The following is a 24397-nucleotide window of genomic DNA, read 5'->3' as shown; positions in this document are numbered from 1 at the left end:
GAGAGATCACTGTAAGAGGTGATATTCCCTGCAAAGGGGACGGAGCTTTGGGGTGTTATGCGGGGAAGCATCCGAAGGTGCTCCAGGGTGTCTGCAGTGACCATCTGATGGAGTGAATCGTTTCTACGGCCATGAGTGCTCCCTCGTCCGTCACTGTCGCCGGTCACGGTCAGACCGCCTTCGTCCCCAGCCCCGTGATGCACCACCCGCCGCTCCCGGCTCCGGGTCCCGTCCCCGTACCGCCGCGGATCAACGCGGAGGTACGGATCAACGCGGAAGTCCTGAGACAGACGCCCGTGTACGCGGGCCTGGTGAAGATCTGGGCGGAGCGGTCCGCCACGGTGCCCGGAGTCGCCGATCCGGAGTGGCAGCGGCTGGTCTCCTACCGCGCGCTGATGGAGGAGACGGAAACCGCGCTGGCGGCGCTGCGTCCACACCGGGCGCCGGATGTCCTGCCGTCCCGCCGGCCGATGCCCGGTCCGTCCCTCTCCATCGAACTCTCGGCGCCGCGCGGCCCGTTGCGGCCGGTCGTCCACCATTGACGGTGCGTCGGCGGCACCGCCGGCCGCGGTACGGTGCCGCCGCGCGCGCTCGGTGAACGGCGGGCGGTGATCACGGGGGCCGCCGCGGCGCACGGCCGGGGACCGCCGGCGTCGTGATCGTCGCCCGCTCCGGGAGGGCCGTGGCGCAGCGTCGGGACGCCGTCCGGCCGGGCCTGCGCGGGGCCCGGCCGGAGTACCGTTGAAGTGTGGAAACGGCCGGTTTCCGCGCCGGGGACGGGTTCGCGTCATGGTCACGGTTTCGGGCGAGAACGGAGAGCTCGGGTGAGCGCGACGGATGAGGTGGACTTCAATCCGATCGGGGTGATCGGTCGGGTGACCGTCTCGATCCCGAGCGACGGACCGGGCGAGGTGCTGCTGCCCGTACGGGGCGGGAGCGAGGCGTTCGCGGCCTGGTCCGGCGGCCGGCCCATCGCCCGGCACACGCAGGTGATCGTGACGGACCGGACCTCGGCGCGGTCGGTGATCGTCGTGCCGCTGCCCGCCGCCTGACCGCCCTGCGCGCGGCATCCGCGCGCCCTTCCGCACCGCCCCGTGCACCCGCCCCGACCGAGGCCGGTCCGACGAGACCAGGAGCCTTGCGATGTTGTTCTGGCATGTACCGGCGCCCAATGAGGCGCTGTTGATCTCCGGTTCGAAGCGCCGGGCCGGGGACGCGCAATTCCGTATCGTCACCGGCCATGGGTGCTGGGTGATGCCCGTCAAGCAGAAGGCCAGCGTGCTGTCGCTGTCGTTGCGGGAGTCGGAGATCTCCGAGGACTGCGTCACCCAGCAGGGGATCCGGCTCGCCGTACGGGCGGTGGCCGTGTTCAAGGTCGGTGACGATCAGGCGTCCATCGCCAATGCCGCCCGGCGCTTCCTGGACGAGCAGCGGAGCATGGAGGAGCTGGTGGGGCGGATCTTCGCCGGCCATCTGCGCTCGATCGTCGGCGGGCTGACCGTCGAGCAGATCATCCGCGAGCGGGACCGGGTCGCGCAGGAGGTCAAGGAGGGCAGCCACTCGGAGATGGAGAAGCTCGGGATCGTCGTCGACGCGTTGCAGATCCAGGAGATCGGCGACACCTCCGGCTACATCACCAATCTCGCCGCGCCGCATGCCGCGGCGGTGGCCAGCGCCGCGCGGATCGCACAGGCCAAGGCGGATCAGGAGGCGACCGAGCGGGAGCAGCAGGCGGCGGCGCTGAAGGCGCAGTACGAGCGGGACACCGCGATCAAGCGGGCCGGGTTCCTGGCGGAGACCGAGCAGTACAACGCGCGGGCGGCGCAGGCCGGTCCGTTGGCGCAGGCCAGGGCCTCGCACGAGGTCATCGAGGAGCAGACGGCACTGGCGGAGCGGCAGGCGGCGCTGGCCGCCAGGCGGCTGGAGGCCGAGATACGGCGGCCGGCGGACGCGGAGGCGTACCGGCTGCGCACGCTGGCCGAGGCGCAGCGGGACCGGGTGCGGTTCGAGGCGGATGCCCGTGCGTACACGGAACGGGAGGTCGCCCGGGCGCGCGCGGACGCGAACAGCGCGCTGGCGGCTTCGCTGCGGGACGGCAACCAGGAGCTGATCGCCGCGAACCGCACGGTCGAGAATCTGCCGGCGCTGGCCGAGGCGGCGGCGAAGGGGATCTCCGGGTCCCGGCTGACGGTGCTGAACGGGACGGACGGGGTGAACGACATCGTCTCGGGGATCGTCGGCCAGGGGCTGGCCATTCTCGGCAGCCTGAAGACGGTGACGGGGACGGAGCGGGGCGCGGGGGCGGCGGGCGCGGCCGTACCCGGCGAGGTGTCCGGGCCGGAGGGCGGGGCCCGTACGACGGCGGAGGCGCCGTCGGGCGACGGGGCGGGGAGCCCGGTCATGCCTGTGGGCCCGGGTCGTCGACCCGAGCCCACAGACGCGACGACGCGACGGGACGGCTAGAGGACGCCGAGGACACCGAGGCCGAGGAGGCCGTCCCGGCCGAGACCGTTGCCTTCGGCCGCTTCGGGGCGGGCGAGGTCCTCGCGGTGGCCGCGGTCGCTGCCGCGGTCGTTGCCGCGGCCCTCGTCGTCGCCACGGCCCTCGTCGTCACCGCCACGGCGGCCCTCGTCGTCACTGCGGCGGCCCCCGTCGTCACCACGGCTGCCGTGGTCATCGTCGTCGTAGCGGCGGTGGTCGCCACGGCGGCCGTAGTCGTCGTCGCGGCGGAGGTGATCGCGCCGGCTCTCGCCGCTGCTGCCGCCGTGGCCGTGGTGGCGGCCCGGGGTGTGGTGGCAGCGGGCGTGCGTGCTGTGCGCGTGGCACATGGCGGTGTGCGCGTGGTCGTGGGGGGCCGCGGTCGCGGCGCCGGTCATCGGCACCGCCAGGGCAGCCGCGGTCAGGCCGGCCACCGCGAGCCCACGAGGAATCGAACGAAGCATTCTTCCACCTTTTCTCGGCTGTATGTGCAGAAGAAAGAGCATTCTCTGCATACGGGACAATTAAGGCGGAACTTGGACAACAGCGTCGGCGACCCGCCGGAGGATCACTGGAACGCGGCACGGATTGGGACAGGGGACGGGAGTGTCCGCGGCCGGTGCGGCGCCGGGATCTGGCGCGCCGTCAGCCGCCCGCTCCCGCCGCCCCCTCCCCCGCACCGTCCGCCGGCAGCCCCTCCAGCAGGGAGCCCAGCGCGCCCACCACCAGCCGGCAGACCACGTCCGGGTCGGCGCCGGCCAGCGGCTCCTTGCCGACCACCACCCGCATCAGACCGATGCCCAGCAGCCAGGACACCGCCAGATCGCCGCGCAGATCGCCGTTGTCGGCCTTGGAGAGGGTGGCCAGCACATCGGCGTACTCGTCACCCAGGCCCTTGAGGGCCTCGGAAATCTCGTCGCTGCCGCCGATCGAGCGCAGGCAGACCTCCAGCGAGCGGTCGGCGCCGGGGCCGCGGCCCTCGCCGAGCATGCCGCGCAGCGCGACCTCGAACAGCCGCTCCGCGGGGGTGGTGCGCAGCTGCTCGTGGCCGCCGCGCGCCATGACCTCGCCGAACAGGGCCTTTTTCGAGCCGAAGTAGCGGAACAGCAGGGCCTGGTTGACTCCCGCACGGGCCGCGATGTCGCGTACCGTCGCGCGCTCGTAGCCCCGTTCCGCGAACAGGTCCGAAGCGGCTTCGAGCAACAGCCGCCGGGTGCCCTGCGCGTCCCTGCGGTGCTCGCCTCCGGTGCCGCCGCGCGAGGACTCCGTCATCGCCTCCCCCATCGCCACGCGCCACTCCCCTTTCCGCCGCCCGCCCCGGGCCGCCGTCGTCCGACCTGACCCCGCCATGATCCGTGCTGGACCGCGGTCCCCAACATCCCACAGCCCGTCACGATGACGGCCACAAATGATCGTTGACCGCCGCGGGAGACCGCCCTACGGTGATGTAAGCAGGTGCTTACACAAGGGAGGTCACCGTGACCACAGCCGATACGGCACCACTCACCTATCCCTTCAACACCCCTGAGAGCCTTGACCTTTCGGCGGAGTACGAGCGGGCCCGCAACCGCCCCGGGCTGCTGCGTGTCCGGATGGCATACGGCGAGCCGGCCTGGCTCGTCACGCGGTACGCCGAGGCCCGCCTCGTCCTCGGCGACCAGCGGTTCAGCAGGGCCGACGGAGCGCTGCACGATGAACCGCGGGCGTCCGAGGGGCGCCGGGACAGCGGCATCCTGGGCATGGATCCGCCCGACCACACCCGGCTGCGCTCCTTGGTGGCGAAGGCGTTCACGGTCCGTCAGGTCGAGAAGCTCCGGCCGCAGGTCAAGGAGCTGACCCGGGAGCTGCTCGACGAGCTGGAGGCCGCCGGGCCGCCGGCGGACCTGGTCGACCGCTATGCGCTGCCGATTCCGGTGGCGGTGATCTGCCGGCTGCTGGGGGTGCCGACGGAGGACCGCCCGCTGTTCCGGCGGTGGAGCGACGCGGCCCTGTCGACCAGCTCGCTGACCGCCGAGGAGTTCGACGCGAACCAGGAAGAACTCCGCGCGTATATGCGGGGGTTGATCGAGGAGCACCGGCGCGCACCGCAGGACGACCTGATGACGGCGCTGATCGATGCGCGGGATGTCGACGACCGGCTGTCGGAACTCGAACTGGTCGATCTGTGCGTGGGGATCCTGGTCGCCGGGCACGAGACCACCGCCACGCAGATTCCCAACTTCGTCCTGGCGCTGCTGGACCACCCCGGGCAGCTCGGGCAGCTGCGGGAGCGCCCGGAGCTGATCGGGACCGCGGTGGAGGAGTTACTGCGCTTCGTACCGCTCGGCAGCGGGGCGAGCCAGCCGCGTTACGCCAAGGAAGACATCGATGTCGGCGGCACGCTGGTCCGGGCCGGCTCGCCCGTCCTGGTCGCGGTGGGCGCGGCCAACCGGGACGCGCTGCGGTTCGACGCGCCGGGGACGCTGGACATCTCGCGGGCCGGCAACCAGCACCTCGGCTTCGGCCACGGGGTCCACCACTGCCTGGGGGCGCCGCTGGCCCGGCTGGAACTCCAGGAGGCGATCCTGGCCCTCGTCACCCGGTTCCCGGAACTCCATCTGGCCGGGGACGTGGTGTGGAAGACCGAGATGCTGGTGCGCGGGCCGCGCGTCATGCCGGTGGGGTGGTGAGCGAGGTGGCCTGGCAGGTGGAGATCGATCCGCAGCTCTGCATCGCCTCCGGCGCCTGCGCCGGGATCGCGCCGGAGCTGTTCGTGCTGGACGGCGCGCATTCCCGGCCGGTGCGTACGGACATCGCAGCGGACGAGCGCGCGTTGGACGCGGCGGAGGTGTGTCCGGCGATGGCCATCACGGTCCGGGACGGCGAGGGGCGGGTGATCGGGCCGCGGCCGTAGACGGACCCCCGAGGACGGCGGGGCGCGGCCGGTGGGCCGCGCCCCGCCCTGGTGGTCCTGCCGGGAATCACCGGTCCGGCCGTGGCCATGGACTTCGTCGCACGCGAACTCACGGACCTGGTACGGCCGTTGGTGGTCGACGTGCGCGGCCGGGGGCTGTCGGACGGCGAGTCCCCGGGCCCGGGTGGCGGGGGCGGCGGCTACGGCCTGGCGGCGTACGCCGAGGACACCGAGGCGGTCAGCGCGGCACTCGCGCCGAGCCGACCGGTGCTTTTCGGGCATTCGACGGGCGGGCGGATCGCGGTGGCCGGGTCGTGGCCGCGCCGACCGCGCCGGGAGCAGGAGTTGCGGGCCCGCCGGCCGTCCAGCCGCGAGCGGCGGGCGGTCGTCGCCACCCATCGCGGTTTCGCGACGGAGGACTTCTTCGACCGGTGGCCCCCGGTCCCCGGCCCCGCCGCGCTGCCGTACGGCGCGGACAGCCCCGCGGTCACGGCGGTGGGGGCCGAGGAGGCGCGGGCGCTGCTGCCGTCGGCCTCGTTCACCGCGGTGCCGGACGCGGGCCACATGATCCTCTGGGGCACCCCCTCGGCGGCACCGCGGGCGGCACCGCGCCCGATGCTCGGGTGGGCGCCGTCGGCGGGGCGCGCCGGTGGCGCGGTGCTGGGCGGTGCTGGCGTGAATGATGGTGATGTGAGCATGGCGATGCCGGTCCGCGGTGGCCGGCCCGGCTCACCGTGATTGAGTGGCCCCATGGCTGACGAGACCGCGCCCCACGTGCCCGCATCCCCCGCGTCCGCGCCCGCCGGACCGGCGTCCAGCGCACCGGAATCCGGGATTCCGCACGCCCTGACGGCCGCTCCCGGGTACCAGGTGCGCCGGCTCTACCAGGCGTATCTCGCGGTGTGGGTGCGCGCGGTCGATCCGACGCTCACCGGCCCGCAGTTCGCGGTGCTGACGGCCGTGGACGCGGCGCCGGGGCGGGATCAGCGGTCGATGGCCTCGGCCGTGGCGCTGGACACCTCCACGATGGCGGATGTGGCCCGGCGGCTGGAGAGCCGGGGCCTGATAGTCCGCCGCGCCGACGCCGCGGACGGACGGCGCAAGCTGCTGTACCTCACCGAGGAGGGCAAGCGGACCCTCCACGGCGCCCACGAACGGGCCCGCCGGCTGGACGAACGGCTGCTGGAGCCGTACGACCCCGTGCAGCGCGCCGACCTGATGCGCCTGCTGTCATCCCTGGCCGACCGCTGGGAGGGCATGGCCGGGGACCTCTGACGGGCGCCCCGCCGATACGCCCGAGGGCCCTTCTCGTGTCCTCGGGCCCGCGTGCCGCCCGGGCGTTCACGGCGAGCCCGGCCTGGTCGAGCGGCTCGGCGGTCCGGTCGGACGGGAGCCGGTAGACGTCGAGCGGGAGTTCACGGCCGTGGGCGTGGTCCAGGTGGTGCGGCTCGTCGCCGGTCGTGAAGGCGAGCGGCAGACGTCCGCCCGGGGCCGGCACCCGCGCGAACCCGGCGGGCGGCGCCTGCGACGGGGGTGCGGAGACCCGCGCGGAGGCGGGGTGCGACGATGGGGCTGTCATGGATGCGGGGCGGGTTCTGAGGGGGCTGCGCGCCGCGGTGTTCGCGACGGTCTGTGTGCTCCTGGCTGCGCTGGGGCACGTGGTGATGTCGGAAACCGCGGTGCCCGGTTGGATGCTGCTCGCGGCCGGTCTGCCGACAGCGGCCGGGGCATGGTGCCTCGCCGGCCGGGAACGCGGGCCGGTACTGGTCGGGTTGCTGACCGTGGCCACCCAGGCGGGGCTGCACAGCGCCTTCTCGTTCGGGCAGGCGCTTGCCGCCCCCGCCGACGGGCGAGGGGCCTCGCTGGCACGGGAGTGGGCCAACACCTGGCTCTGCGGCGGGCAGGGACTGTCGGCCGCCGACATCGACGCGGCGCGGATGGCGTCGCAGATGGGTCAGATGGGGGCGGCGGGCCCCATGGGGTCGGCGCATTCCCCGGGAGCGATGGACGCCATGGGCGGCATGCCGGGGATGGCGGGCATGGCGTCGGGGCATCCGGGCATGCACGGCGGCAGCGCCGGCGGCATGCTCGCCGCGCACCTGCTGGTCGCCCTGCTCAGTGCGTGGTGGCTGTGGGGCGGTGAGCGGGCGGCGTTCCGGCTCGTACGGAGCGTTTCCGCCCGGCTGTTCGCGCCCCTGGTGCTGGTGTTGCGGGTCGTACTGCCCGATGCGGGGTCCGCCCCGCGCCCCGCCCGGCAGGAGCCGCGGTGTGCGGTGCGCCGGTTGCTGCTCGCCCATGCGATGTCCTTGCGGGGCCCGCCGCGTGAGCCGGCTGTCGTCTGACAGCACGGTCGAACTTCCCGGCCGGACCGGCACGGAGGCACACAGGCGCACACAGGGGTGGACAACGGCCGCTCCTGCGAAACGGCTCGCCCTGAGAGGCCGTTGCCCCGAGGGCGCTCGCCCTCGGAGGCCGTCGCCGCGTGCCCCGACGTCCGGCTTCGCATTCACCGGTCGCCCGCGCCGTACGCGCGATGACCGGATCACGCAAAGGACTCCAGAGGACTCCCGATGACGAATCCTGTCCGGATGCCGGCGGTTCCGCCGCCCGCGTCCATATCCCTCTCCGTATCCGTATCCGTATCGGTTGTGCCTTCCGGCCCAGCGGTGGGTGAGAGCGGGTACCGGGCACCCGCCGAGGGACCGGCCGGTGGGTGTGCCGGTCGGTCAGTGCGTCCGTCCGCCGGACGCGTCCACCGGTGCGGTGGGCGCGGCGTCCGGTGCGGGCACCGGACGCACACGGGCGAGCAGCGCCTCGACGGCCGCCGGGTCGCCGAGCGGAACCACGGTCCCGCCGGCGGCGGGTGCCCGTCCGTCGGAGGGCGGCGCGCCCGCGTCGGAGGGCGCGGCGCCGGCGGTACGCGTGCGGAGGCCGCCTCCTTCCGCACGCGCGGCGGCGCGGTCGATGGCCGCCGTCAGCGCTCGCGCCTGGGCGTCCCATGCGCGGCAGTCCGGACAGTCCGCGAGATGGCCGTCGAGGCCGCGGGCGGTGATCCCAGGGGGCAGCTCCTCGCCGTCGAGGCGGGCGGAGAGTGCCGTACGGATGCGCGAGCAGAGCATGCGCCCATCCTCCATCACGCCTTCATGCGCGGCGAGGGGCGGTCCCGGTATGCGTGACGGAGCACGGGACGGTGTGCGGGACGACGAGTCGGTGACCGGCTGGGCGCTGGCCGCCCGCACCGGTGACGAGCGGGCCGTCGAGCAGTTCGTGAAGGCCACGCAGCTCGATGTGCGGCGCTATGTGACGCACCTCAGCGGGGAGGCGCAGGCGGCCGACGACCTGGTGCAGGACACCTATGTACGGGCGTTGCGCGCTCTGCCGCGGTTCGAGGGCCGGTCGTCGGCGCGGACCTGGCTGCTGACGATCGCCCGGCGGGTGGTGGCGGATCGCATCCGCTCCCATGCGGTACGGCCGCGGCTGGCCGCGACCGACGACTGGCAGACGGCGGCGGAACGGGTGCAGCCGCGCGGCGTTCCGGGCTTCGACGAGGGGATCGCGCTGGCCGAACTGCTCGCGGCGCTGACCCCGCAGCGGCGGGAGGCGTTCGTGCTGACGCAGCAACTGGGGCTCCCGTACGCGGCGGCCGCCGGGGTGATGGGCTGCCCGGTGGGAACGGTGCGGTCCCGGGTGGCTCGTGCCCGGGAGACGCTGATCGCGCTGCTGGCGGACGCCGAGGCGGGGAGCGCGGCCGGGACCGAGGCGGAGACCGAACGGCGGGGCGCGGACGGCGGGGGCGCGCTTCGGGCCTCCCGCCCGGGGAGCGTGGCGTTCGGAAGACCGGGGCCGGGTGACCGGCAGCCGCGCGATCTCGCCGGCGCCGTGGCCTGACGGTCCGCGGCCCGGCGCCGCGGCGGGTTCACGGTCGGGCGGTGGCCCGTCCGTGAACTTCCCGGCGACGACCGGTTCTTCGGAGCCCGGAGCGGCAGGCGCTCCCGTGTGATCGGGAGCGCCTGCCGCTCCGCCTTCTGCTCCTCCTCCCGCTCGCCGGGGCGAAGCGCCTACCGCATCGCCGGGGCGAGCCGCCTACTGCTCGCCGGGGCGAACCGCACGGGCCCGCACGGTCAGCGGGGGGCTGTCGCGGAAGTGAAAGGTGAAGGTGAGGCGGTCGCCGGGGGTGAGCCGGGGCGGCGGGCTGATCATGACGTCCAGGGTCGCGGGCGTCATGGCCAGCGATCCGCCGGCCGGGACGGTCGCGGAGGGGACCATCGCCATGGTGCGGGCGTTGCGGCCGGCGGGGACGTCACGGCTGAGCATGGTCCGGTGGCCCGCCGGACCGGTGACCGAGGTCAGGACGTCGTCCGCGGTTCCGGTGTTGCGCAGGGTGAAGAACGCGGCGGTGGCGTCGTCGCCGGCGGGGATCAGCACGCGCCCCTCGCCGGCGGTCAGCCGGGCGGGGGTGCCCGCGTTACCGGTCGCGGCCCAGGCCGTGAGCGTACCGAGGGTCGCCAGGCAGGTGAGGAGCGGTACGGCGACCGCCACCAGGCGCGGGCGGTTCATGAGGTCCCCCAAGTGGCCTTGTTGCGAGGTGAGTCGGTGCGCCGGGCGGAGCGTGCGGCGCCCGGGGGCCGCCAGGCGCACAGGCGCAGGCTGTTGCCGACGACGAGCAGGGAGCTGGCGGACATCGCGGCTGCCGCGAGCATCGGGTTGAGCAGACCGACCGCGGCGAGCGGCACGGTGACCAGGTTGTAGCCGAAGGCCCAGAGGAGGTTGCCGCGGATGGTGCCGAGCGTGCGGCGGGCGAGGCGTACGGCGTCGGCGATGGCCTGGAGGTCCTCGCGTACGAGGGTCACGTCCGCGGCGCCGATCGCCGCGTCGGTGCCGCTGCCCATGGCGATGCCGAGGTCGGCGAGCGCGAGGGCCGCCGCGTCGTTGACGCCGTCGCCGACCACGGCGACCCGGCCGCCCTGCTCCTTGAGGGTCGTGACCAGCGCTGCCTTGTCCTGGGGGCCGGCCTGGGCGTGGACCTCGGTGATGGCGAGCGCTCCGGCGACCGTGCGGGCGGTGGCCGCGCGGTCGCCGGTGGCCAGGACGGGCCGCAGGCCCAGGCGGCGCAGATGGTCGACCGCGCGGTACCCGTCGGGGCGCAGGGTGTCGCCGACGGCGATGACCGCTTCCGGGACTCCGTCGACGGTGACGAGGACCGCGGTGTGGCCGGCGGTCTCGGCCGCCCGCACCGCGTCCGGCAGCGGAGCCGGGAGGTCGCCGGGGTCGTCCGGCGGCCGGACGACCGTCACCTCGTGCCCGTCCGCCGTACCGCGTACGCCGAGGCCGGGGGTGGCGGTGAAGTCGCGTACGGAGGCGGCCGGTTGCAGGGGGCGGTCCGCGGTGCGGTCGCGGGCGTACGCGGTGATGGCGCGCGCCACGGGGTGCTCGGAGCCCTGCTCGACGGTGGCGGCGAGCCGGACGGCTTCCTCCGGACCGAGGCCGCCGGCCCGCGGTGTCAGGGCGCCGACCGTCATCCGCCCCGTGGTGAGGGTGCCGGTCTTGTCGAGGACGACGGTGTCGATCCGGCGCAGTCGTTCCAGGGCGCGCGGGCCGCTGACCAGGATTCCGAGCTGGGCGCCGCGTCCGGTGGCGGCCAGCAGCGCGGTCGGGGTGGCCAGGCCCAGCGCACACGGGCAGGCGACGACGAGTACCGCCACCGCCGCGGTGACGGCCGCCTGCGGATCGGCCCCGGCGCCGAGCCAGAAGCCCAGGACGGTGACCGAGACGGTCAGTACGGCGGGCACGAAGACCGCGGCCACCGCGTCGGCGAGGCGCTGCGCCCGGGTCTTGCCGGTCTGGGCGTCCTCGACGAGCCGGGTGATCCTGGCGAGTTGGGTGTCGCCGCCCACGGCGTCCGCCCGGACTTCCAGCAGACCGCCGGAGTTGACCGCGCCACCGACCACCTCGGAGCCCGGCCCGACCTCGACCGGACGGCTCTCACCGCTGATCAGCGAGAGGTCCAGTGCCGAGCCGCCGGCGACGACGGTGCCGTCCGTGGCGACCCGCTCCCCCGGCCGTACCAGGAACCGGTCCCCGACCCGCAGCCGATCGGCCGGGATACGGCGCTCGACGCCGTCCTCGCCGCGTACCGCCACCTCCTTCGCGGCGAGTTCGGCCAGCGAACGGAGCGCCGCGCCGGTGCCCCGCCGGGCCCCGGCTTCCATCCGGCGTCCGGCCAGGACGAACAGCGGTACGCCGACGGCCGCTTCGAGATACAGGTGCGCGGTCCCGTCGCCGGCGCCGGGCAGCAGGCTGAACGGCATCGTCATGCCGGGCGCGCCGGCTCCGCCGAGGAAGAGCGCGTAGGTGGACCAGGTGAACGACGCGGCGACGCCGAGGGAGACCAGGGTGTCCATGGTCGCGGCGCCGTGGCGCAGGCCCCGCAGTGCGCGGAGGTGGAAGGGCGCGGCGCCCCATACGGCGACCGGTGCGGCGAGCACGAAGCACAGCCACTGCCAGTTGCGGAACTGCCAGCCCGGCACCATCGACAGCACCAGTACCGGCACGGACAGCAGGGCGGTCAGCAGCAGCCGCTGCCGCTCGGCGCGCGATCCGTCGTCGTGGCGGCCGGTGTCCTCGGCCGGCCGCCGGGTGCCGTCGGGCTCCGGTGCGACGGGGTCGGGAAGCCGTGCCGTGAACCCGGCGGCCTCCACGGTGGCGATGAGTTCGCCTACGGAGACCGCCGCGGGGTGAGTGATCCGTGCCCGCCCCGTCGCCAGGTTCACCGAGGCGGTCACGCCGTCCATCCGCCCGAGCTTCTTCTCGACCCGCCCCACGCAGGCGGCGCAGGTCATGCCCCCGACGGTGAGGGTCGAGGTGGTGGATTCGGCGTCGGCGGCGCTGGGTCGGGGTGGTGCGGGCGGGGTCCGGCGGGGGTGGGGGTCCGGTGTCATCGCAGGTCTCCCGCGGTCACCGGGCCGGGGGACGGGGCTCCCATGGAGCCCATGCCGGGCATACCGCCCATGCCTCCGTCGCCGGTGGGTTCGGTGGTGCCGGTGCGGGGGCGGTCGGCGGGGTGCAGACCGGGTGCCACGGGGCCGACGGCGGTTCCCACCGCGTACGAGAGGGCGAACAGCAGCGCCAGGAGGGCGAGGAAGCCGACGACCGGACGGGCGGGCAGGAACCGCGCGGGGAACGGGGGACGGGCCGGTGTGCGGGCGGCGGCGGGGGAGGCCGTCCGCTGCTCGCGGTGGGGTGACGCGGGGGACGTCGCGGGGGTGGTCATCGCGTCATCGTGGCAGGTGGGAGCGGGGGTGGGCGGACGATCGCGGGGTGTTCGCGACGTGAGGTTCCTCCCGTTCCCGGAGGGGAACCGGGGGCCGTCGCGGGACGACTAACTGGGTTTGCCCGCGGCGTCGTTCGGAGCGGTGCGGCGCTGCTCGGACCGGCGCGACCCCGGTCGGCCCCGTGAGGCGGCCGGGCCCGCTCGGCCCGTCCCGCGCCTTCTCCGGGCGGGGGGTTTTCCCGGTTCGGCGGGAACCCGGTCCGCCTCCCGCCCGACCTCTCACACGCCGAGCCGTTCCGGCCCGCCCCGAAGGAGACCCCCATGCCCAGACCAGGCCACCCGCCCCCACCCCACCGACCTCTACGGCGCCGACTGCAAGCGTGACCCGTATCCCCTCTACGCCGCGTTGCGGGCGCGCGGCCCGGTGCACCGGGTGCGGTTTTCCCCAGCGGGGTGTGCGCCTGGCCGGTCACGGGGTACGACGCCGCGCAGCAGGCACTGACCGATCCCCGCCTGGGCAGGCACCACTCGCGCGGCAACGCGGCATCGTCACGATCCTGCGCGGTGGAGCGGTGAAGGTGGTCTCGGCGCCCTTGCAGTCGGCGGCCTTCCCGGGAAGCCGGAACCGCCGCTCCCGGAGGCGCCGCTCCCGCTTCCCGTACCGCCGGCACCGCCGCCACCGCACGCGGTGGCGGTCAGCGCGACCGGCATCGCGACACCGCACGACTTCCCAGGGCGCATGGGCCTTCTCCCCTACCTGCAACGCACCGGCCGGTCGGCCGGCCGGCCGCGGGGGCACGCTCGCGGCCCGGCACAGGTAGCCGGCCGGATCACGCGTCCGGTTCCCGGCTCCTGGGCTCTCTGCCGGGACAGCGCACCTAGAGCTCCATCTGCTCCGTCCCGCCGCTCTGGGGCCCGTAGAGTTCCAGCAGCCGCACGCGGGTGCCGTGCAGCCGTTGGGCGACGGTCTCGGCGACGTAGAGGTACATCGCCCGGCCCAGCACCGGGTCCGACTCGCACAGGGCGCGGACGACGGTGGCGTCGAACTCGACGGCCTCCACGGCGCTGACGGTCTCCGCTCCGAGGTGCCAGAGGTAGGGCGGGAACAGCCAGGACCAGCCGAGGAGTTCGTCTCGGCCGAGGGTTTCCACGACAGCGGCCTGCCGGCCGGGGACGCGCTGGTCGAGGGCGACCCGGCCGCTGCGGATGATCCAGAAGCGGTCGGCCCTGCGGCCCTCCTCGAAGACGCGGGTGGCGCGGGGGAAGGACACCTCCTGGGCGGTTTCGGTCAGCCGCCGGCGCCGGTCGGGGGGCATCGCATCGAACAGGTGCTTGACCGTGGGCATCTCGTCCTCCATCCGCCGCCGGCACTCCGCGCAGGCACTGCCGTGCACCCTATGCGCCGGTTCGGGGGGATTACGGGAAGGCCTGCCCCTCACGCCAGCTGGCGCCGCACCAGATCGTGCAGCCGGCCGCCGGTGTCCGCGAGCAGGTCCGCCGGGGCGCCCTGCTCGACGACCCGGCCGTCGGCCATGACGATGACGCGGTCGGCGTCCATGACGGTGGAGAGCCGGTGGGCGATCACCAGGCGGCTGGCGCTGAGCTTGCGGGTGCTGTCGATGACGATGCGCTGGGTCTCGTTGTCGAGGGCGCTGGTGGCCTCGTCGAAGAAGAGGATGCGGGGGCGGCGGACCAGTGCCTGGGCGATCATCAGCCGCTGGCGCTGGCCGCCGGATATCGCGCCACCACCGGAGATCATGGTGTGCAGCCCCATCGGCATCCGCTTGATGTCCTCGGCCAGGCCCGCCATTTCGGCCGCCGCCCAGACCTCTTCCTGGGTGAACGCCTCGGTGCCGCTGATGCAGTCGAGGAGGGAGCCGGTGAGCGGCTGGGCGTTCTGCAGGACCACACCGCACTGCCGGCGCACCGCCGCCTGGTCGAGCGCGGCGAGGTCCTGGCCGTCGTAGAGGACGCTGCCCGAGGAGGGCTTGTCGAAGCCGATGAGGAGGCGGAGCAGGGTCGACTTGCCACAGCCGCTGGGGCCGACGATGGCGACGAACTCGCCGGGTTCGACCTGGAGGGAGACGTCGTCGAGGACCAGGGGGCCGTCGTCGGTGTAGCGGAAGGAGAGCTTGCGCGCCGCGATGCCGCCGGAGAGGAGGCCGGGCTGGGCGCTGCCGCCGCGGACCTCCGGAGCCTCGTCCAGCACCGGCTTGATCTGCTCGAACATCGGGAGGGCGGCGGCGGTCGAGACGAACGCGCCGGTGATCTGGGTGACCGAGGTGAGCAGCATGGTCACCGAGGTGTTGAACGTCAGGAAGGAGCCGGCCGACATGCTGCCGCGGGCGGGGCCGGCCAGCAGCAGGAAGAAGACCAGGGAGCAGAGGGGGAGGTAGACCGCGTTGAGGACGGTGGTGAGGTTCTTGATGCGGCCGGCCTTCTGCTGGAGTTCGCGGGAGCGGGCGAACTCGCGGGCCCAGGCCGCGTACGCGAAGCTCTCGGCCGCCGCGACCCGCAGCTTGGGCAGGCCGCGCAGGGTCTGGAACGCCTGGTTGTTGAGCTTGTTGCCGAGCGTCACCAGCCGGCGCTGCCAGCGCAGTTCCCACAGCCCCATGACCAGGAACACCGCGCCGATCACCAGCAGCATGGCGATCGCGGCGAGGGCGAGCGGGACGCTGTAGAGGAGCAGCAGGACGAGGTTCATGGCGCCGACCGTGGTGGCCTGCACCGCGACCGGCCCGACGCCGGCAAGCACCCGGCGGATGGCGCTGATGCCCATCGCGGCGCTGGCCAGTTCGCCGGTGGAGCGCTCGGCGAAGAACTTCGTCGGAAGGCGCAGCAGCCGGTCCCAGACGGCGGGCTGCAGGGTGCTCTCGATGCGGCCCTCCATGCGCAGCACGGTGAGGTTCTGGAGGAGCATGAAGGCGGCGGACACCACGCCGGAGACGATGACGGCGAGGGCGACCTGGACGATCAGGCTGCGCTCGGCGGCCGGTACGTAGACGCCGAGGACCCTGCCGGTGGCGATCGGGACGAGCGCGCCGAGGCCGACCGTCACCAGGCCGCCGAGAGCGAGATTACGCACGTCCATGCGGGTGCCGCGCAGGCTGAAGCGCATCAGCCGCCACATGCTCATCGGGCGGTCCGGCAGCGGCCGGTAGAACATCACCGCGCGCGGCTCGAACTCGTCGGCGTTGTCCTTGCCGATGCGGATCCGCAGGCCGGAGGCGGGGTTGACCGCCTCGTAGCCCCCGCGGCGCCACAGCAGCGCCACGGGCGCGCCGGACTTGGCGCGCATGCCGACCAGGGGGCCGGCGTCGGTGCGCCACCAGCGCCCGTCGAGGCGTACGGCGCGGGTGCGGATCCGGGAGCTGACCGCGATGCGTTCGACGGGGCTGATCCGGTCGTTGGCCGCGGCGCCCTTGGGGGGCTCGGTCAGGGTGATGCCGGCCGCCGCGGCGACCTGGCGGCAGACCGCGAAGGTGGCGTCGTCGCCGGCCCGGTCGCGGCCCGCGGCGGAGCGTCCCGAGCGGTCCTTGCCGATGGAGGCGAGCAGCGCCTGGTCGGCGCGTTCGCGGACGGCCTCGCCCGCCTTGATGCCGGCGGCGGTGCGGTCCTCGTGGGCGCGCTCCAGCTGCTCGATCCAGCGGTCGACGGCGGAAAGCAACCGGTACTGCTGGTTGACCATGCGCTGCCACAGCGCGGGGTCGACGAGCAGGTCGGCGGCGGCCTCGGCGCTGTAGGAGGCGCCGTACTGGACGCTGCCGGGCGGTACCGGCATCCAGAGGATGTCGTCGTCGGCCACCGCCTCGTCGGTGGGCCTGCCGTCCAGCGGTGCCTCGAACAGCACGCCCAGGCTGCGGGCGGTGCCGAGCGCGAAGGCGTGCTCCAGCGCGGAGGGTGCCTGCCCGCCGTAGGTGTCGTCGTAGCCGTACGCGTACTCGCCCTGCTCGCCGTAGCCGGCGTAGTCGGGGCGGGGCAGTTCGCGCAGCGCGATCCGGCGCAGCCCGCAGTCCTGGGAGGGGCGGCCGAAGAGGGTGTGCTGGGGGCCTTCGACGGGGCCGAGCAGCAGGGCGCCGGCTTCGAGGCGGCCGAGGAAGTGCCAGTGGCCCTCCTGGGCGGCGTCGACGGCGAAGAGGTCCAGGAAGCCGCCGGTGACCAGCCACAGGACGTGCGGTCCTTCCAGGGGGACGTTGCGCAGCCCGGTGCAGTCGACGGGGGTGCCGAGGCCGCCCAGGGCGTACGTCACCGCGTCGCTCTCGCCCGGTCCGCCGGTGGATCCCGCGCCGGGTCCCGTGCCCGGGGACGGGTGTACGGATGCCACGTCAGTGCTCCTTGACCAGCTCGGCGTACGCGCCTCCGGCGGCGACCAGGTCCTGGTGCCGGCCGCGTTCGACGACCACGCCGTGGTCGAGGACCACGATCTCGTCGCTGTCGCGGACGGTGCTCAGCCGGTGGGCGATGACGACGCAGGCGCAGCCGCGCCGCCGCAGGTTGTCCATGATGACCGCCTCGGTCTCGGCGTCCAGGGCGCTGGTGACCTCGTCGAGGACCAGGATGCTGGGGCGCCGTACCAGTGCGCGGGCGATTTCCAGGCGCTGCCGCTGGCCGCCGGAGAAGTTGCGGCCGTCCTGTTCGACGCGGCTGTGGATGCCGTCGGGGCGGCGGGCGATGACGTCGTCGTAGAGGGCGGCGTCCTGGAGGGCTGCGATGACCGCGTCGTCCGGGATCGACGGGTCCCAGAGGGCGACGTTGTCCCGGACGGTGCCCTCGAAGAGGAAGATGTCCTGGTCGACGAAGGAGACCGAGGCGGCCAGCACGCTGCGGGGGATGTCCTCCAGGCGCTGTCCGTCGATGCGGATGGTGCCTTCCCAGGGGGCGTAGAGGCCGGAGATCAGCCGGGAGACGGTGGACTTGCCGCTGCCGGAGCCGCCGACCAGGGCGACCTGGCGGCCGGGGCCGACGGCCAGGGAGAAGCCGCTGAGCAGCGGTTTGTCGAGCGGGCTGTAGCCGAAGGTGATGTCCTCCAGCGTCACATGGCCTTTGAGGCGGCGGGTGCCGGCGTCCGCCTCCGGGCGGGAGTACAGGGTGTCGGCGGGGAAGCTCTCGACGTCCTTGAGGCGGGCGACGTCGGCGGCGAAGTCCTGTATGCGGCCGGCGACGCCGTTGAGCCGGGTGACCGGCGCGGTGAAGCGCGTCACCAGGGCCTGGAAGGCGACCAGCAGGCCGATGGAGATATGTCCCTCGACCGCGCGCAGCCCGCCGATCCACAGGATCAGGGCGCTGTTGAGGGTGGCGAGGGTGGGGGCGACGACCGCCAGCCAGGCGCTGGGAACGCCGAGCCGCTGCTGTTCCTCCAGGGTGCTGGCGTGCTGGCCGGCCCAGCGCCGGAAGTAGCCGCTCTCGCCGCCGGTGGCCTTCATGGTCTCGATGAGCTGGAGGCCGGTGTACGAGGTGTTGGTCAGCCGGGCGGTGTCGGCGCGCAGCTTCTGGACGTGAGTGGCGCGCAGCCGGACGACGATCCGCATCGCGACGACGTTGAGCAGCGCGATCAGTACGCCGATGACGGTGAGTTGGGGGTCGTACGTCCACAGCAGCAGCGCGTAGAGGACCACGACGACGCCGTCCACGGCTGCCGCGGCGAGGTCCCGGGCGAGGGTCTCGGCCACCGCGTCGTTGGACTGGAGCCGTTGGACGAGATCGGCGGGCGAGCGCTGGGCGAAGAAGGTGACCGGCAGCCGCAGGAGGTGGCGCAGGAAGCGGGCGCTGCTGAGGGTGGAGGAGATGATCCGGCCGCGCAGCAGGTTGGCCTGTTGCAGGCCGGTCAGGACGGCGGTGAGCGCCACCATCGCGGTCATCGCGGCGAACAGCGGCCCCAGCAGCGAGGTCTGGTTGCCGATCAGGAACATGTCGATGTACGTACGGCTGAGCGCGGGTACCGCGGCGCCGACGCCGACGAGCAACAGGCTGGCGAGCAGCGCGGCCAGCAGGGTGCCGGTGGTGCCGCGCAGCCGGGCGGGCAGGGCGCTGAGCACGCTGGGCTTGCGGCCCCCCTTGCGGAAGGCGTCGGTGGGCTCGAAGACCAGGGCGACACCGGTGAAGCTGGTGTCGAAGTCCTCCATGGCCACGAAGCGGCGGCCCTTGTCGGGGTCGTTGATGTGCACACCGCGGCGGCCGAGGCGGCGGCCCATGCCGTCGTAGACGACGTAGTGGTTGAACTCCCAGAAGAGGATGGCCGGCGCCGAGACCTCGGCGAGCGCGGCCGGTTCCATCTGCATGCCCTTGGCCTGGAGGCCGTAACTGCGGGCGGCCTTGAGCAGGTTGCTGGCGCGCGAGCCGTCGCGGGAGACGCCGCAGGCTATTCGCAGCTCCTCCAGGGGGACGTGGCGCCCGTAGTGGGCGAGCACCATGGCCAGGGAGGCGGCGCCGCACTCCACGGCCTCCATCTGGAGCACGGTGGGCGTGCGGACGGACTTCCCGGCCTTCCCGGTCTTGGCGGTGGGCGGCGGCCCCTTGCGGCGGCGGGCGGCCGGCGCGGGCTCGGGGCGGTGCCGGCCGCGGCCGGCCGGCGGCAGGTGCTGCGGGGGTGCCGCGGAGTCGTTCGGGGCGGTCACGGGAGCAGCCAATCGATCGGGTGCTGCGCGGCCAGGTGGACGGCGCCGGTGGCCTGGGTCATCGAGTCCAGCGCGAAGGGCGGGCCGTCCGAGGTGGACCAGGCGTAGCCGGAGGCGGTGTGCGCGGTGTCGAGCGTCACCAGGACCGCGACCGGCTGGCCGTGCTGGGAGAACTGCTGGCCGAGCTGGTCGCTGCCGAGGAAGGCGGAAATCCGCTGGCGGGTCTGGGTGTTGCGGCCGATGGCCGCGATCTTGCCGCGCAGTACGCCGTACTGCTGGGTCGGCGCGGACTGGACGCTGAGGTCGACGGCGGCGCCGAGGGGGAGGGTGGCGGCGCTGTCGGCGGGGACGTAGAGGGTCGCGGTCAGCCGGTCCCCGGCGCCGGCGGTCTTCTCGACGGAGGCGAGGTCCGCGCCGGTCGTGACGACCGAGCCGATGGTGGCGGACAGGGTCGTCAGCCGTCCGGCGGCGATGGCGCGGACGACGGTGGTGGTGCCCTGCGCCGTACGGACCTTCACGACGGGCGCGTTGGCGGCGACCTGCTTGCCTTCCTCGGCGAGCACCGAGGTCACCTGGCCGGCGACGGGGCTCTGGAGTACGTAGCTGCCCTGGCCGTGGGTGAGGATCGCCGGGGCGCCGAGGGTCGAGGAGACGGTGCCGGCGAACGCCCAGACGGCGGCGCCGGCCATGACGAGGACCGTGACGATCAGGACGAGCCAGCCCTGCGGCCGGGCGAAGCGCACCGGCAGGTCGAGCTCCTCGGGCGACTGCAGCTTGGAAAGGGCCTGCTGGCGGAACTGCACGTCACTCTTCCCTCAACTGCACGATGTGGTACGGGACATCATGGCACGGCGCAGACGGCCGACGGTATGTCCGGGCGACGAACGGCCAGGCGCCCCGGGGCCCGGTCGGAACCGGGCTGTCCGGGGCACTCGGCCCGGCATGTCGGCAAGGAGGGGGCGCCGACGTGCCGTTACCTCCGCTCGATGCCGGATGTGCCGCTCAGCGGCACAGGGGCTCAGAGACCAGCGGTCAGGCCACCGACGGTGCCGTTCAGGTCCACGCCGCTGGCGCCCTGGACCAGGCTGGTGACGGTGGTGAGCGCACCCGCGACCTGCGGGACGGAGTCGGTGGTGGTGGTGACGGTGCTCAGCACGCCGCCGACGAGGCCACCGGACACGTTGTCCAGGTCGGCGTCGGAGATTTCCTGGGTCTGAACCTGGGCGTTGTTCATGATGTTTCCCTTCGGATCAATATCAAGAAAAAGCACGCGAACGGGCCGTCCGGTGGGGTTGACCCGGCCGCGGCAACGGTAGTCGGAGTCCCGAATTCGGGAAACCCCGTGACTCCCGCGGTGCGAAGGATCAAAGCATGTAGGCCCGTTGCCCTGCTAATCGGACAACCGCCCATCTGGACGCCAACGCCCCACCGAATTACCGGACGTGTACATGCGTCCATGGGTTGGTGGCAGCTTCTTCACATCTCCTGCGGTTTCTTTTCCGTAGACCCGTCGTTGCGCTCCGTAGCGAACTGGACATTCCCGCACCAAACCGCTGAACCGCAGGTCAGGGCTGTGGCACAAAACCATCGGGCGTGTGCCGACTGCGCATTCGGTGTGCAGATTTTCCGAAGGCCACCGATCTTTACGACTCCACAGCGCGGCACCCCGACGGGAAGTCCGGCGAGTGTTTCGGGCACTCGCCCGGGATGTTGCAGAGGCTTTAACCGCACATGATTCTCTGCGACTTCCCCTGTGGTAATGACCGAAATGATCCCCCGATCCATACGTCATTGCCGTGGAAACGGATCGACTATCCAGAGAACGGACATATTCGCATAACTGCGATAGGGGAAGTTCGCGGCACCGCCCGCGGTGGCAGCCGGTCCCCCGCTGGGGCACGGTGGGGAGGTGGATCCCGTGGCGGCGCTGGAGCGGATCGCGTTCCTGCTGGAGCGGCAGGGCGCGGTCACCTACCGGGTGCAGGCGTTCCGTACGGCGGCGTCGGTCGTCGGCGAACTGCCCGCGGAGGAACTGCGCGAGCGGGCGGCGAACGGGACGCTGGGCCGCCTCAAAGGGCTCGGCCCGAAAACCACCCGGGTCGTCGAAGAGGCCCTCGCGGGGCGGCAGCCCGCCTACCTGGCGCGGCTGGCGGAGGAGGCCGGCGGACCGCTGGTCGAAGGGGAGCAGGGGCGGGCGCTGTTGCGGGCGCTGCGCGGGGACTGCCATCTGCACTCGGACTGGTCGGACGGCGGCAGCCCCGTGGAGGCGATGGCCAGGGCCGCCCGCGACCTCGGCCACGACTGGTGCGTGCTGACCGACCACTCCCCCCGCCTCACCGTGGCCCGCGGGCTGACCGCCGAGCGGCTGCGGCTGCAACTGGCGCTGGTGGCGGTGGTGAACGCGCAACTGGCGCCGTTCCGGCTGCTGACCGGCATCGAGTGCGACATCCTCGACGACGGCTCGCTCGACCAGGAGCCGGAGCTGCTGGACGCACTCGACGTGGTGGTCGCCTCGGTCCACTCCAAGCTGCGGATGCCGAAGGGCCCGATGACCCGCCGGATGCTGGCGGCCGTACACAACCCTCTGGTGGACGTGTTGGGCCACTGCACCGGGCGGCAGATCACCGGCAAGCCGCGCCCGGAGTCGGAGTTCGACGCCGGGGAGGTCTTCGCGGCGTGCGCCGAGCACCGCACGGCCGTGGAGATCAACTGCCGCCCGGACCGGTTCGATCCGCCGCGCCGGCTGCTGCGGCAGGCCCTCGACGCCGGTACCCTCTTCTCCATCGACAGCGACGCGCACGCGCCCGGCCAGCTGGACTGGCAGATCTACGGATGCGCCCGCGCCGAGGAGTGCGGCGTGCCGACGGAGCGGGTCATCACCACCTGGACGGCCCGCCAACTGGCAACCTGGACCCGCACCGGCCGGACCCCGCACCGGGCCGCCGGCTGACCGCCCCGCCCGGTCAGCCCTGGGCGGCCGCCGCCGTCCGCAGCGCCGTGAGCACCGGGCGCAGCAGCGGGTGGTCCTCGGCGCCGCGGCGTACGGCGGCGAAGACCCGGCGGGTGGGGGCGACCCCGTCGACCGGGCGGACCACCGCATCCGTCAGATCCATCCCGCGCAGCGCCGAGCGCGGCACCAGCGCGACGCCTGCCCCCGCGGAGGCGAGCGCCACCACCGCCCGGAAGTCGTCCGAGGAATGCTCCAGGCGCGGCTCGAAACCGGCGTACTCGCAGGCCAGGACGACCACGTCATGGCAGGGGTTGCCGGAGTACGGGCCGATCCACGGGTCCTTGGCCAGACCGGCGAGCGGCACCCGCTCCGCGCCGGCCAGCGGGTGGCCGGGCGACAGCACCGCGTCGAACGGCTCGGCGTACAGCGGGACACGGGTCAGCCGCGGATCGTCCTCGCCCGGCGCGCCGCGGTACTCCACCGCGACCGCGACATCGACCTGCCGGTCCAGCACCATCAGCAGGCTGGCGTCGCCCTCGGCGTCCTGGACGCGGACGCGGATGCCGGGCGCGGACCGGGCCAGCTCGGTGATCGCCGGGGCGAGCACCAGGCCGATGCCGGTCGCGAACGCCGCCACCGTCACCGTGCCCGCCTCCCCTGCCTCATAGGCGGCGAGCTCCGACTCTGCGCGCTCCAGCTGGGCCAGGACGGCGTTGGCGTGGCCCAGCAGGATGTCGCCCGCGGCGGTCAGCCGGACACCGCGGGCGCCGCGCTCCACAAGGCGGTGGCCGGTCTCCTGCTCCAGGGCCGCCAACTGCTGGGAGACCGCCGAGGGCGTGAGATAGAGCGCGGCTGCCGCGGCGGTGACCGTGCGGTGGTCGGCCAGCGCGCGGAGGATGTGCAGCCGGCGTGCTTCGATCATGCTTCCAGTCTCGCAGGGTGCGGCCGGTTGTTCCCTTGCGGACCGGTCGCTTCAGCGGGCCAGCGCGGCGCGGGCGGCCACGAAGGCGTCCACCGCGCGGTGCACGTCGTCGGTGGAGTGCGCCGCGGACAGCTGGACGCGGATCCGCGCCTGCCCCTGGGGGACGACCGGGTACGAGAACCCGATGACGTACACCCCGCGCTCCAGCAGCAGCTCCGCCATCCGGCCCGCCTCGGCCGCGTCGCCGATCATGACCGGGGCGATGGCGTGCTCGCCGGGCAGGATCTCGAAGCCCTCCTCGGTCATCCGGGAGCGGAACAGCGCGGTGTTGGCGTGCAGCCGCTCGCGCAGGTCGCCGGCGGACTCCAGCAGGTCGAGCACCTTGAGGGAGGCCGCCGCGATCACCGGCGCCAGCGAGTTGGAGAAGAGGTACGGGCGGGAGCGCTGGCGCAGCAGGGCGACGATCTCGGCGCGGGCGGCGACATAGCCGCCGGAGGCGCCGCCGAGCGCCTTGCCGAGGGTGCCGGTGATGATGTCGACGCGGTCCATCACGCCGTGCAGCTCGGGTGTGCCGCGCCCGCCGGGGCCGACGAAGCCGACCGCGTGCGAGTCGTCGACCATCACCATCGCGCCGTAGCGCTCGGCCAGGTCGCAGATCTCGCGCAGCGGCGCCAGGTAGCCGTCCATGGAGAAGACGCCGTCGGTGACGACGAGGGTGCGCCGGGCGCCCTCGGCCTCCTTCAACTGGCGCTCCAGGTCGGCCATGTCGCGGTTGGCGTAGCGCAGGCGGCGGGCCTTGGAGAGCCGGATGCCGTCGATGATGGAGGCGTGGTTGAGAGCGTCGGAGATGACCGCGTCGTCCGGGCCGAGCAGGGTCTCGAAGACACCGCCGTTGGCGTCGAAGCAGGAGGAGTAGAGGATGGTGTCCTCCTGGCCGAGGAATCCGGAGATCCGCCGCTCCAGCTCCTTGTGGACCTCCTGCGTACCGCAGATGAAGCGGACCGAGGCCAGGCCGTAGCCCCAGCGGTCGAGCGCTTCGTGGGCGGCGGCGACGACCTCGGGGTGGTCGGCCAGGCCCAGGTAGTTGTTGGCGCAGAAGTTGAGGACCTCGCCGGGACGGCCGCCGGCGGTGACCGCGACGGTGGCGGACTGCGGGGTGCCGATGACCCGCTCCGGCTTGTGCAGCCCGGCGGCGCGGATCTCGTCGAGGGTGGTGCGCAGGTCCTCGCGTACGGAGTCGAACATGGGCCTTCCTTAGGGGTGCGTTGGG

At 73.6% G+C, this 24397-nt stretch carries 22 protein-coding genes and 1 pseudogene; 10 read left to right on the top strand and 13 right to left on the bottom strand.

Going from position 1 to position 24397, the window contains the following annotated elements; translation table 11 throughout:
* The first annotated feature begins 131 nt into the window (after positions 1-131).
* The 3 genes from GR130_RS14950 to GR130_RS14940 all read left to right on the top strand — a co-directional run bounded on the left by GR130_RS14950 (position 132) and on the right by GR130_RS14940 (position 2463).
* Positions 132-542: a hypothetical protein gene (locus GR130_RS14950; protein WP_159505189.1), complete on the top strand. Its 411-nt coding sequence runs from the start codon at positions 132-134 to the stop codon at positions 540-542.
* A gap of 282 nt (positions 543-824) precedes the next feature.
* On the top strand, positions 825-1052 hold the full coding sequence (locus tag GR130_RS14945) for a hypothetical protein (protein WP_236573022.1): 228 nt from the start codon (positions 825-827) through the stop codon (positions 1050-1052).
* A 91-nt stretch (positions 1053-1143) separates the two neighbouring features.
* Positions 1144-2463 carry an SPFH domain-containing protein gene (locus GR130_RS14940; RefSeq protein WP_236573021.1) on the top strand — a complete coding sequence of 440 codons (1320 nt, stop codon included), beginning with the start codon at positions 1144-1146 and terminating at the stop codon, positions 2461-2463.
* Here GR130_RS14940 and GR130_RS14935 read toward each other — a convergent pair.
* Positions 2460-2942 (bottom strand): hypothetical protein, encoded by a 483-nt coding sequence (locus GR130_RS14935; protein WP_159505188.1) that lies wholly within the window; start codon positions 2940-2942, stop codon positions 2460-2462. The genes GR130_RS14940 and GR130_RS14935 overlap by 4 nt on opposite strands.
* A gap of 181 nt (positions 2943-3123) precedes the next feature.
* Complete coding sequence (locus tag GR130_RS14930; RefSeq protein ID WP_159509980.1) at positions 3124-3762, bottom strand: TetR/AcrR family transcriptional regulator; 639 nt, start codon at positions 3760-3762, stop codon at positions 3124-3126.
* A 194-nt stretch (positions 3763-3956) separates the two neighbouring features.
* Here GR130_RS14930 and GR130_RS14925 point away from each other — a divergent pair, with 194 nt between their 5' ends.
* The 5 genes from GR130_RS14925 (at position 3957) to GR130_RS14905 (ending at position 7713) form a co-directional block, all read left to right on the top strand.
* The gene (locus GR130_RS14925) at positions 3957-5147 is read left to right on the top strand and encodes a cytochrome P450 (protein ID WP_159505187.1); all 1191 of its coding nucleotides are present in this window, start codon (positions 3957-3959) and stop codon (positions 5145-5147) included.
* Positions 5141-5371: a ferredoxin gene (locus GR130_RS14920; protein ID WP_443043601.1), complete on the top strand. Its 231-nt coding sequence runs from the start codon at positions 5141-5143 to the stop codon at positions 5369-5371. Before GR130_RS14925 ends, GR130_RS14920 begins: the two co-directional genes overlap by 7 nt.
* 51 nt (positions 5372-5422) lie before the next feature.
* A complete protein-coding gene (locus tag GR130_RS14915) occupies positions 5423-6109 on the top strand; it encodes an alpha/beta fold hydrolase (protein WP_328707554.1) in 687 nt (228 codons plus the stop codon).
* Positions 6110-6121: 12 nt separating this feature from the next.
* Positions 6122-6646 (top strand): MarR family winged helix-turn-helix transcriptional regulator, encoded by a 525-nt coding sequence (locus GR130_RS14910; protein WP_159505185.1) that lies wholly within the window; start codon positions 6122-6124, stop codon positions 6644-6646.
* A gap of 302 nt (positions 6647-6948) precedes the next feature.
* Complete coding sequence (locus GR130_RS14905; RefSeq protein WP_159505184.1) at positions 6949-7713, top strand: PE-PGRS family protein; 765 nt, start codon at positions 6949-6951, stop codon at positions 7711-7713.
* A gap of 384 nt (positions 7714-8097) precedes the next feature.
* On the opposite strand, the gene GR130_RS14900 is transcribed toward GR130_RS14905, so the two are convergent.
* Positions 8098-8490: a zf-HC2 domain-containing protein gene (locus GR130_RS14900; RefSeq protein ID WP_159505183.1), complete on the bottom strand. Its 393-nt coding sequence runs from the start codon at positions 8488-8490 to the stop codon at positions 8098-8100.
* A gap of 49 nt (positions 8491-8539) precedes the next feature.
* Between GR130_RS14900 and GR130_RS14895 the strand changes: the two are divergent.
* A pseudogene (locus tag GR130_RS14895) lies at positions 8540-9121 on the top strand (sigma-70 family RNA polymerase sigma factor); the annotation flags it as partial.
* Positions 9122-9454: 333 nt separating this feature from the next.
* Here GR130_RS14895 and GR130_RS14890 read toward each other — a convergent pair.
* The 8 genes from GR130_RS14890 to GR130_RS14855 form a co-directional block, all read right to left on the bottom strand.
* Entirely contained in the window at positions 9455-9928 is a 474-nt protein-coding gene (locus GR130_RS14890; RefSeq protein WP_159505182.1) for a copper chaperone PCu(A)C, read from the bottom strand.
* Positions 9925-12210, bottom strand: coding sequence for a heavy metal translocating P-type ATPase (locus GR130_RS14885; protein ID WP_236573963.1), 2286 nt, complete (start codon positions 12208-12210; stop codon positions 9925-9927). The genes GR130_RS14890 and GR130_RS14885 overlap by 4 nt, the downstream gene beginning before the upstream one ends.
* Positions 12211-12305: 95 nt before the next feature.
* Complete coding sequence (locus tag GR130_RS14880; RefSeq protein ID WP_159505180.1) at positions 12306-12641, bottom strand: hypothetical protein; 336 nt, start codon at positions 12639-12641, stop codon at positions 12306-12308.
* 878 nt (positions 12642-13519) lie between these two features.
* Positions 13520-13987, bottom strand: coding sequence for a cyclic nucleotide-binding domain-containing protein (locus tag GR130_RS14875; protein ID WP_159505179.1), 468 nt, complete (start codon positions 13985-13987; stop codon positions 13520-13522).
* Positions 13988-14076: 89 nt separating this feature from the next.
* Positions 14077-16965 (bottom strand): NHLP bacteriocin export ABC transporter permease/ATPase subunit, encoded by a 2889-nt coding sequence (locus GR130_RS14870; RefSeq protein ID WP_159505178.1) that lies wholly within the window; start codon positions 16963-16965, stop codon positions 14077-14079.
* 1 nt (position 16966) lies between these two features.
* Positions 16967-19255: an NHLP family bacteriocin export ABC transporter peptidase/permease/ATPase subunit gene (locus GR130_RS14865; RefSeq protein ID WP_159505177.1), complete on the bottom strand. Its 2289-nt coding sequence runs from the start codon at positions 19253-19255 to the stop codon at positions 16967-16969.
* A complete protein-coding gene (locus GR130_RS14860; protein ID WP_159505176.1) occupies positions 19252-20058 on the bottom strand; it encodes an HlyD family efflux transporter periplasmic adaptor subunit in 807 nt (268 codons plus the stop codon). Before GR130_RS14860 ends, GR130_RS14865 begins: the two co-directional genes overlap by 4 nt.
* A 215-nt stretch (positions 20059-20273) precedes the next feature.
* Positions 20274-20489, bottom strand: a complete 216-nt coding sequence (locus GR130_RS14855) for a type A2 lanthipeptide (protein ID WP_159505175.1) — start codon at positions 20487-20489, stop codon at positions 20274-20276.
* A 675-nt stretch (positions 20490-21164) separates the two neighbouring features.
* Here GR130_RS14855 and GR130_RS14850 point away from each other — a divergent pair.
* Complete coding sequence (locus tag GR130_RS14850) at positions 21165-22205, top strand: PHP domain-containing protein (RefSeq protein WP_159505174.1); 1041 nt, start codon at positions 21165-21167, stop codon at positions 22203-22205.
* A gap of 13 nt (positions 22206-22218) precedes the next feature.
* Here the strand turns inward: GR130_RS14850 and GR130_RS14845 are convergent, their stop codons facing one another.
* Together GR130_RS14845 and GR130_RS14840 are read right to left on the bottom strand one after the other, a co-directional pair.
* Positions 22219-23127, bottom strand: coding sequence for a LysR family transcriptional regulator (locus GR130_RS14845; RefSeq protein ID WP_159505173.1), 909 nt, complete (start codon positions 23125-23127; stop codon positions 22219-22221).
* A 51-nt stretch (positions 23128-23178) separates the two neighbouring features.
* Positions 23179-24372, bottom strand: coding sequence for a glycine C-acetyltransferase (locus tag GR130_RS14840; RefSeq protein WP_159505172.1), 1194 nt, complete (start codon positions 24370-24372; stop codon positions 23179-23181).
* Between the last annotated feature and the right edge of the window lie 25 nt (positions 24373-24397).

It is taken from the genome of Streptomyces sp. GS7, assembly GCF_009834125.1.
Taxonomy (GTDB): Bacteria; Actinomycetota; Actinomycetes; order Streptomycetales; family Streptomycetaceae; genus Streptomyces.
This window is presented reverse-complemented; position numbering and strand designations above follow the sequence as displayed.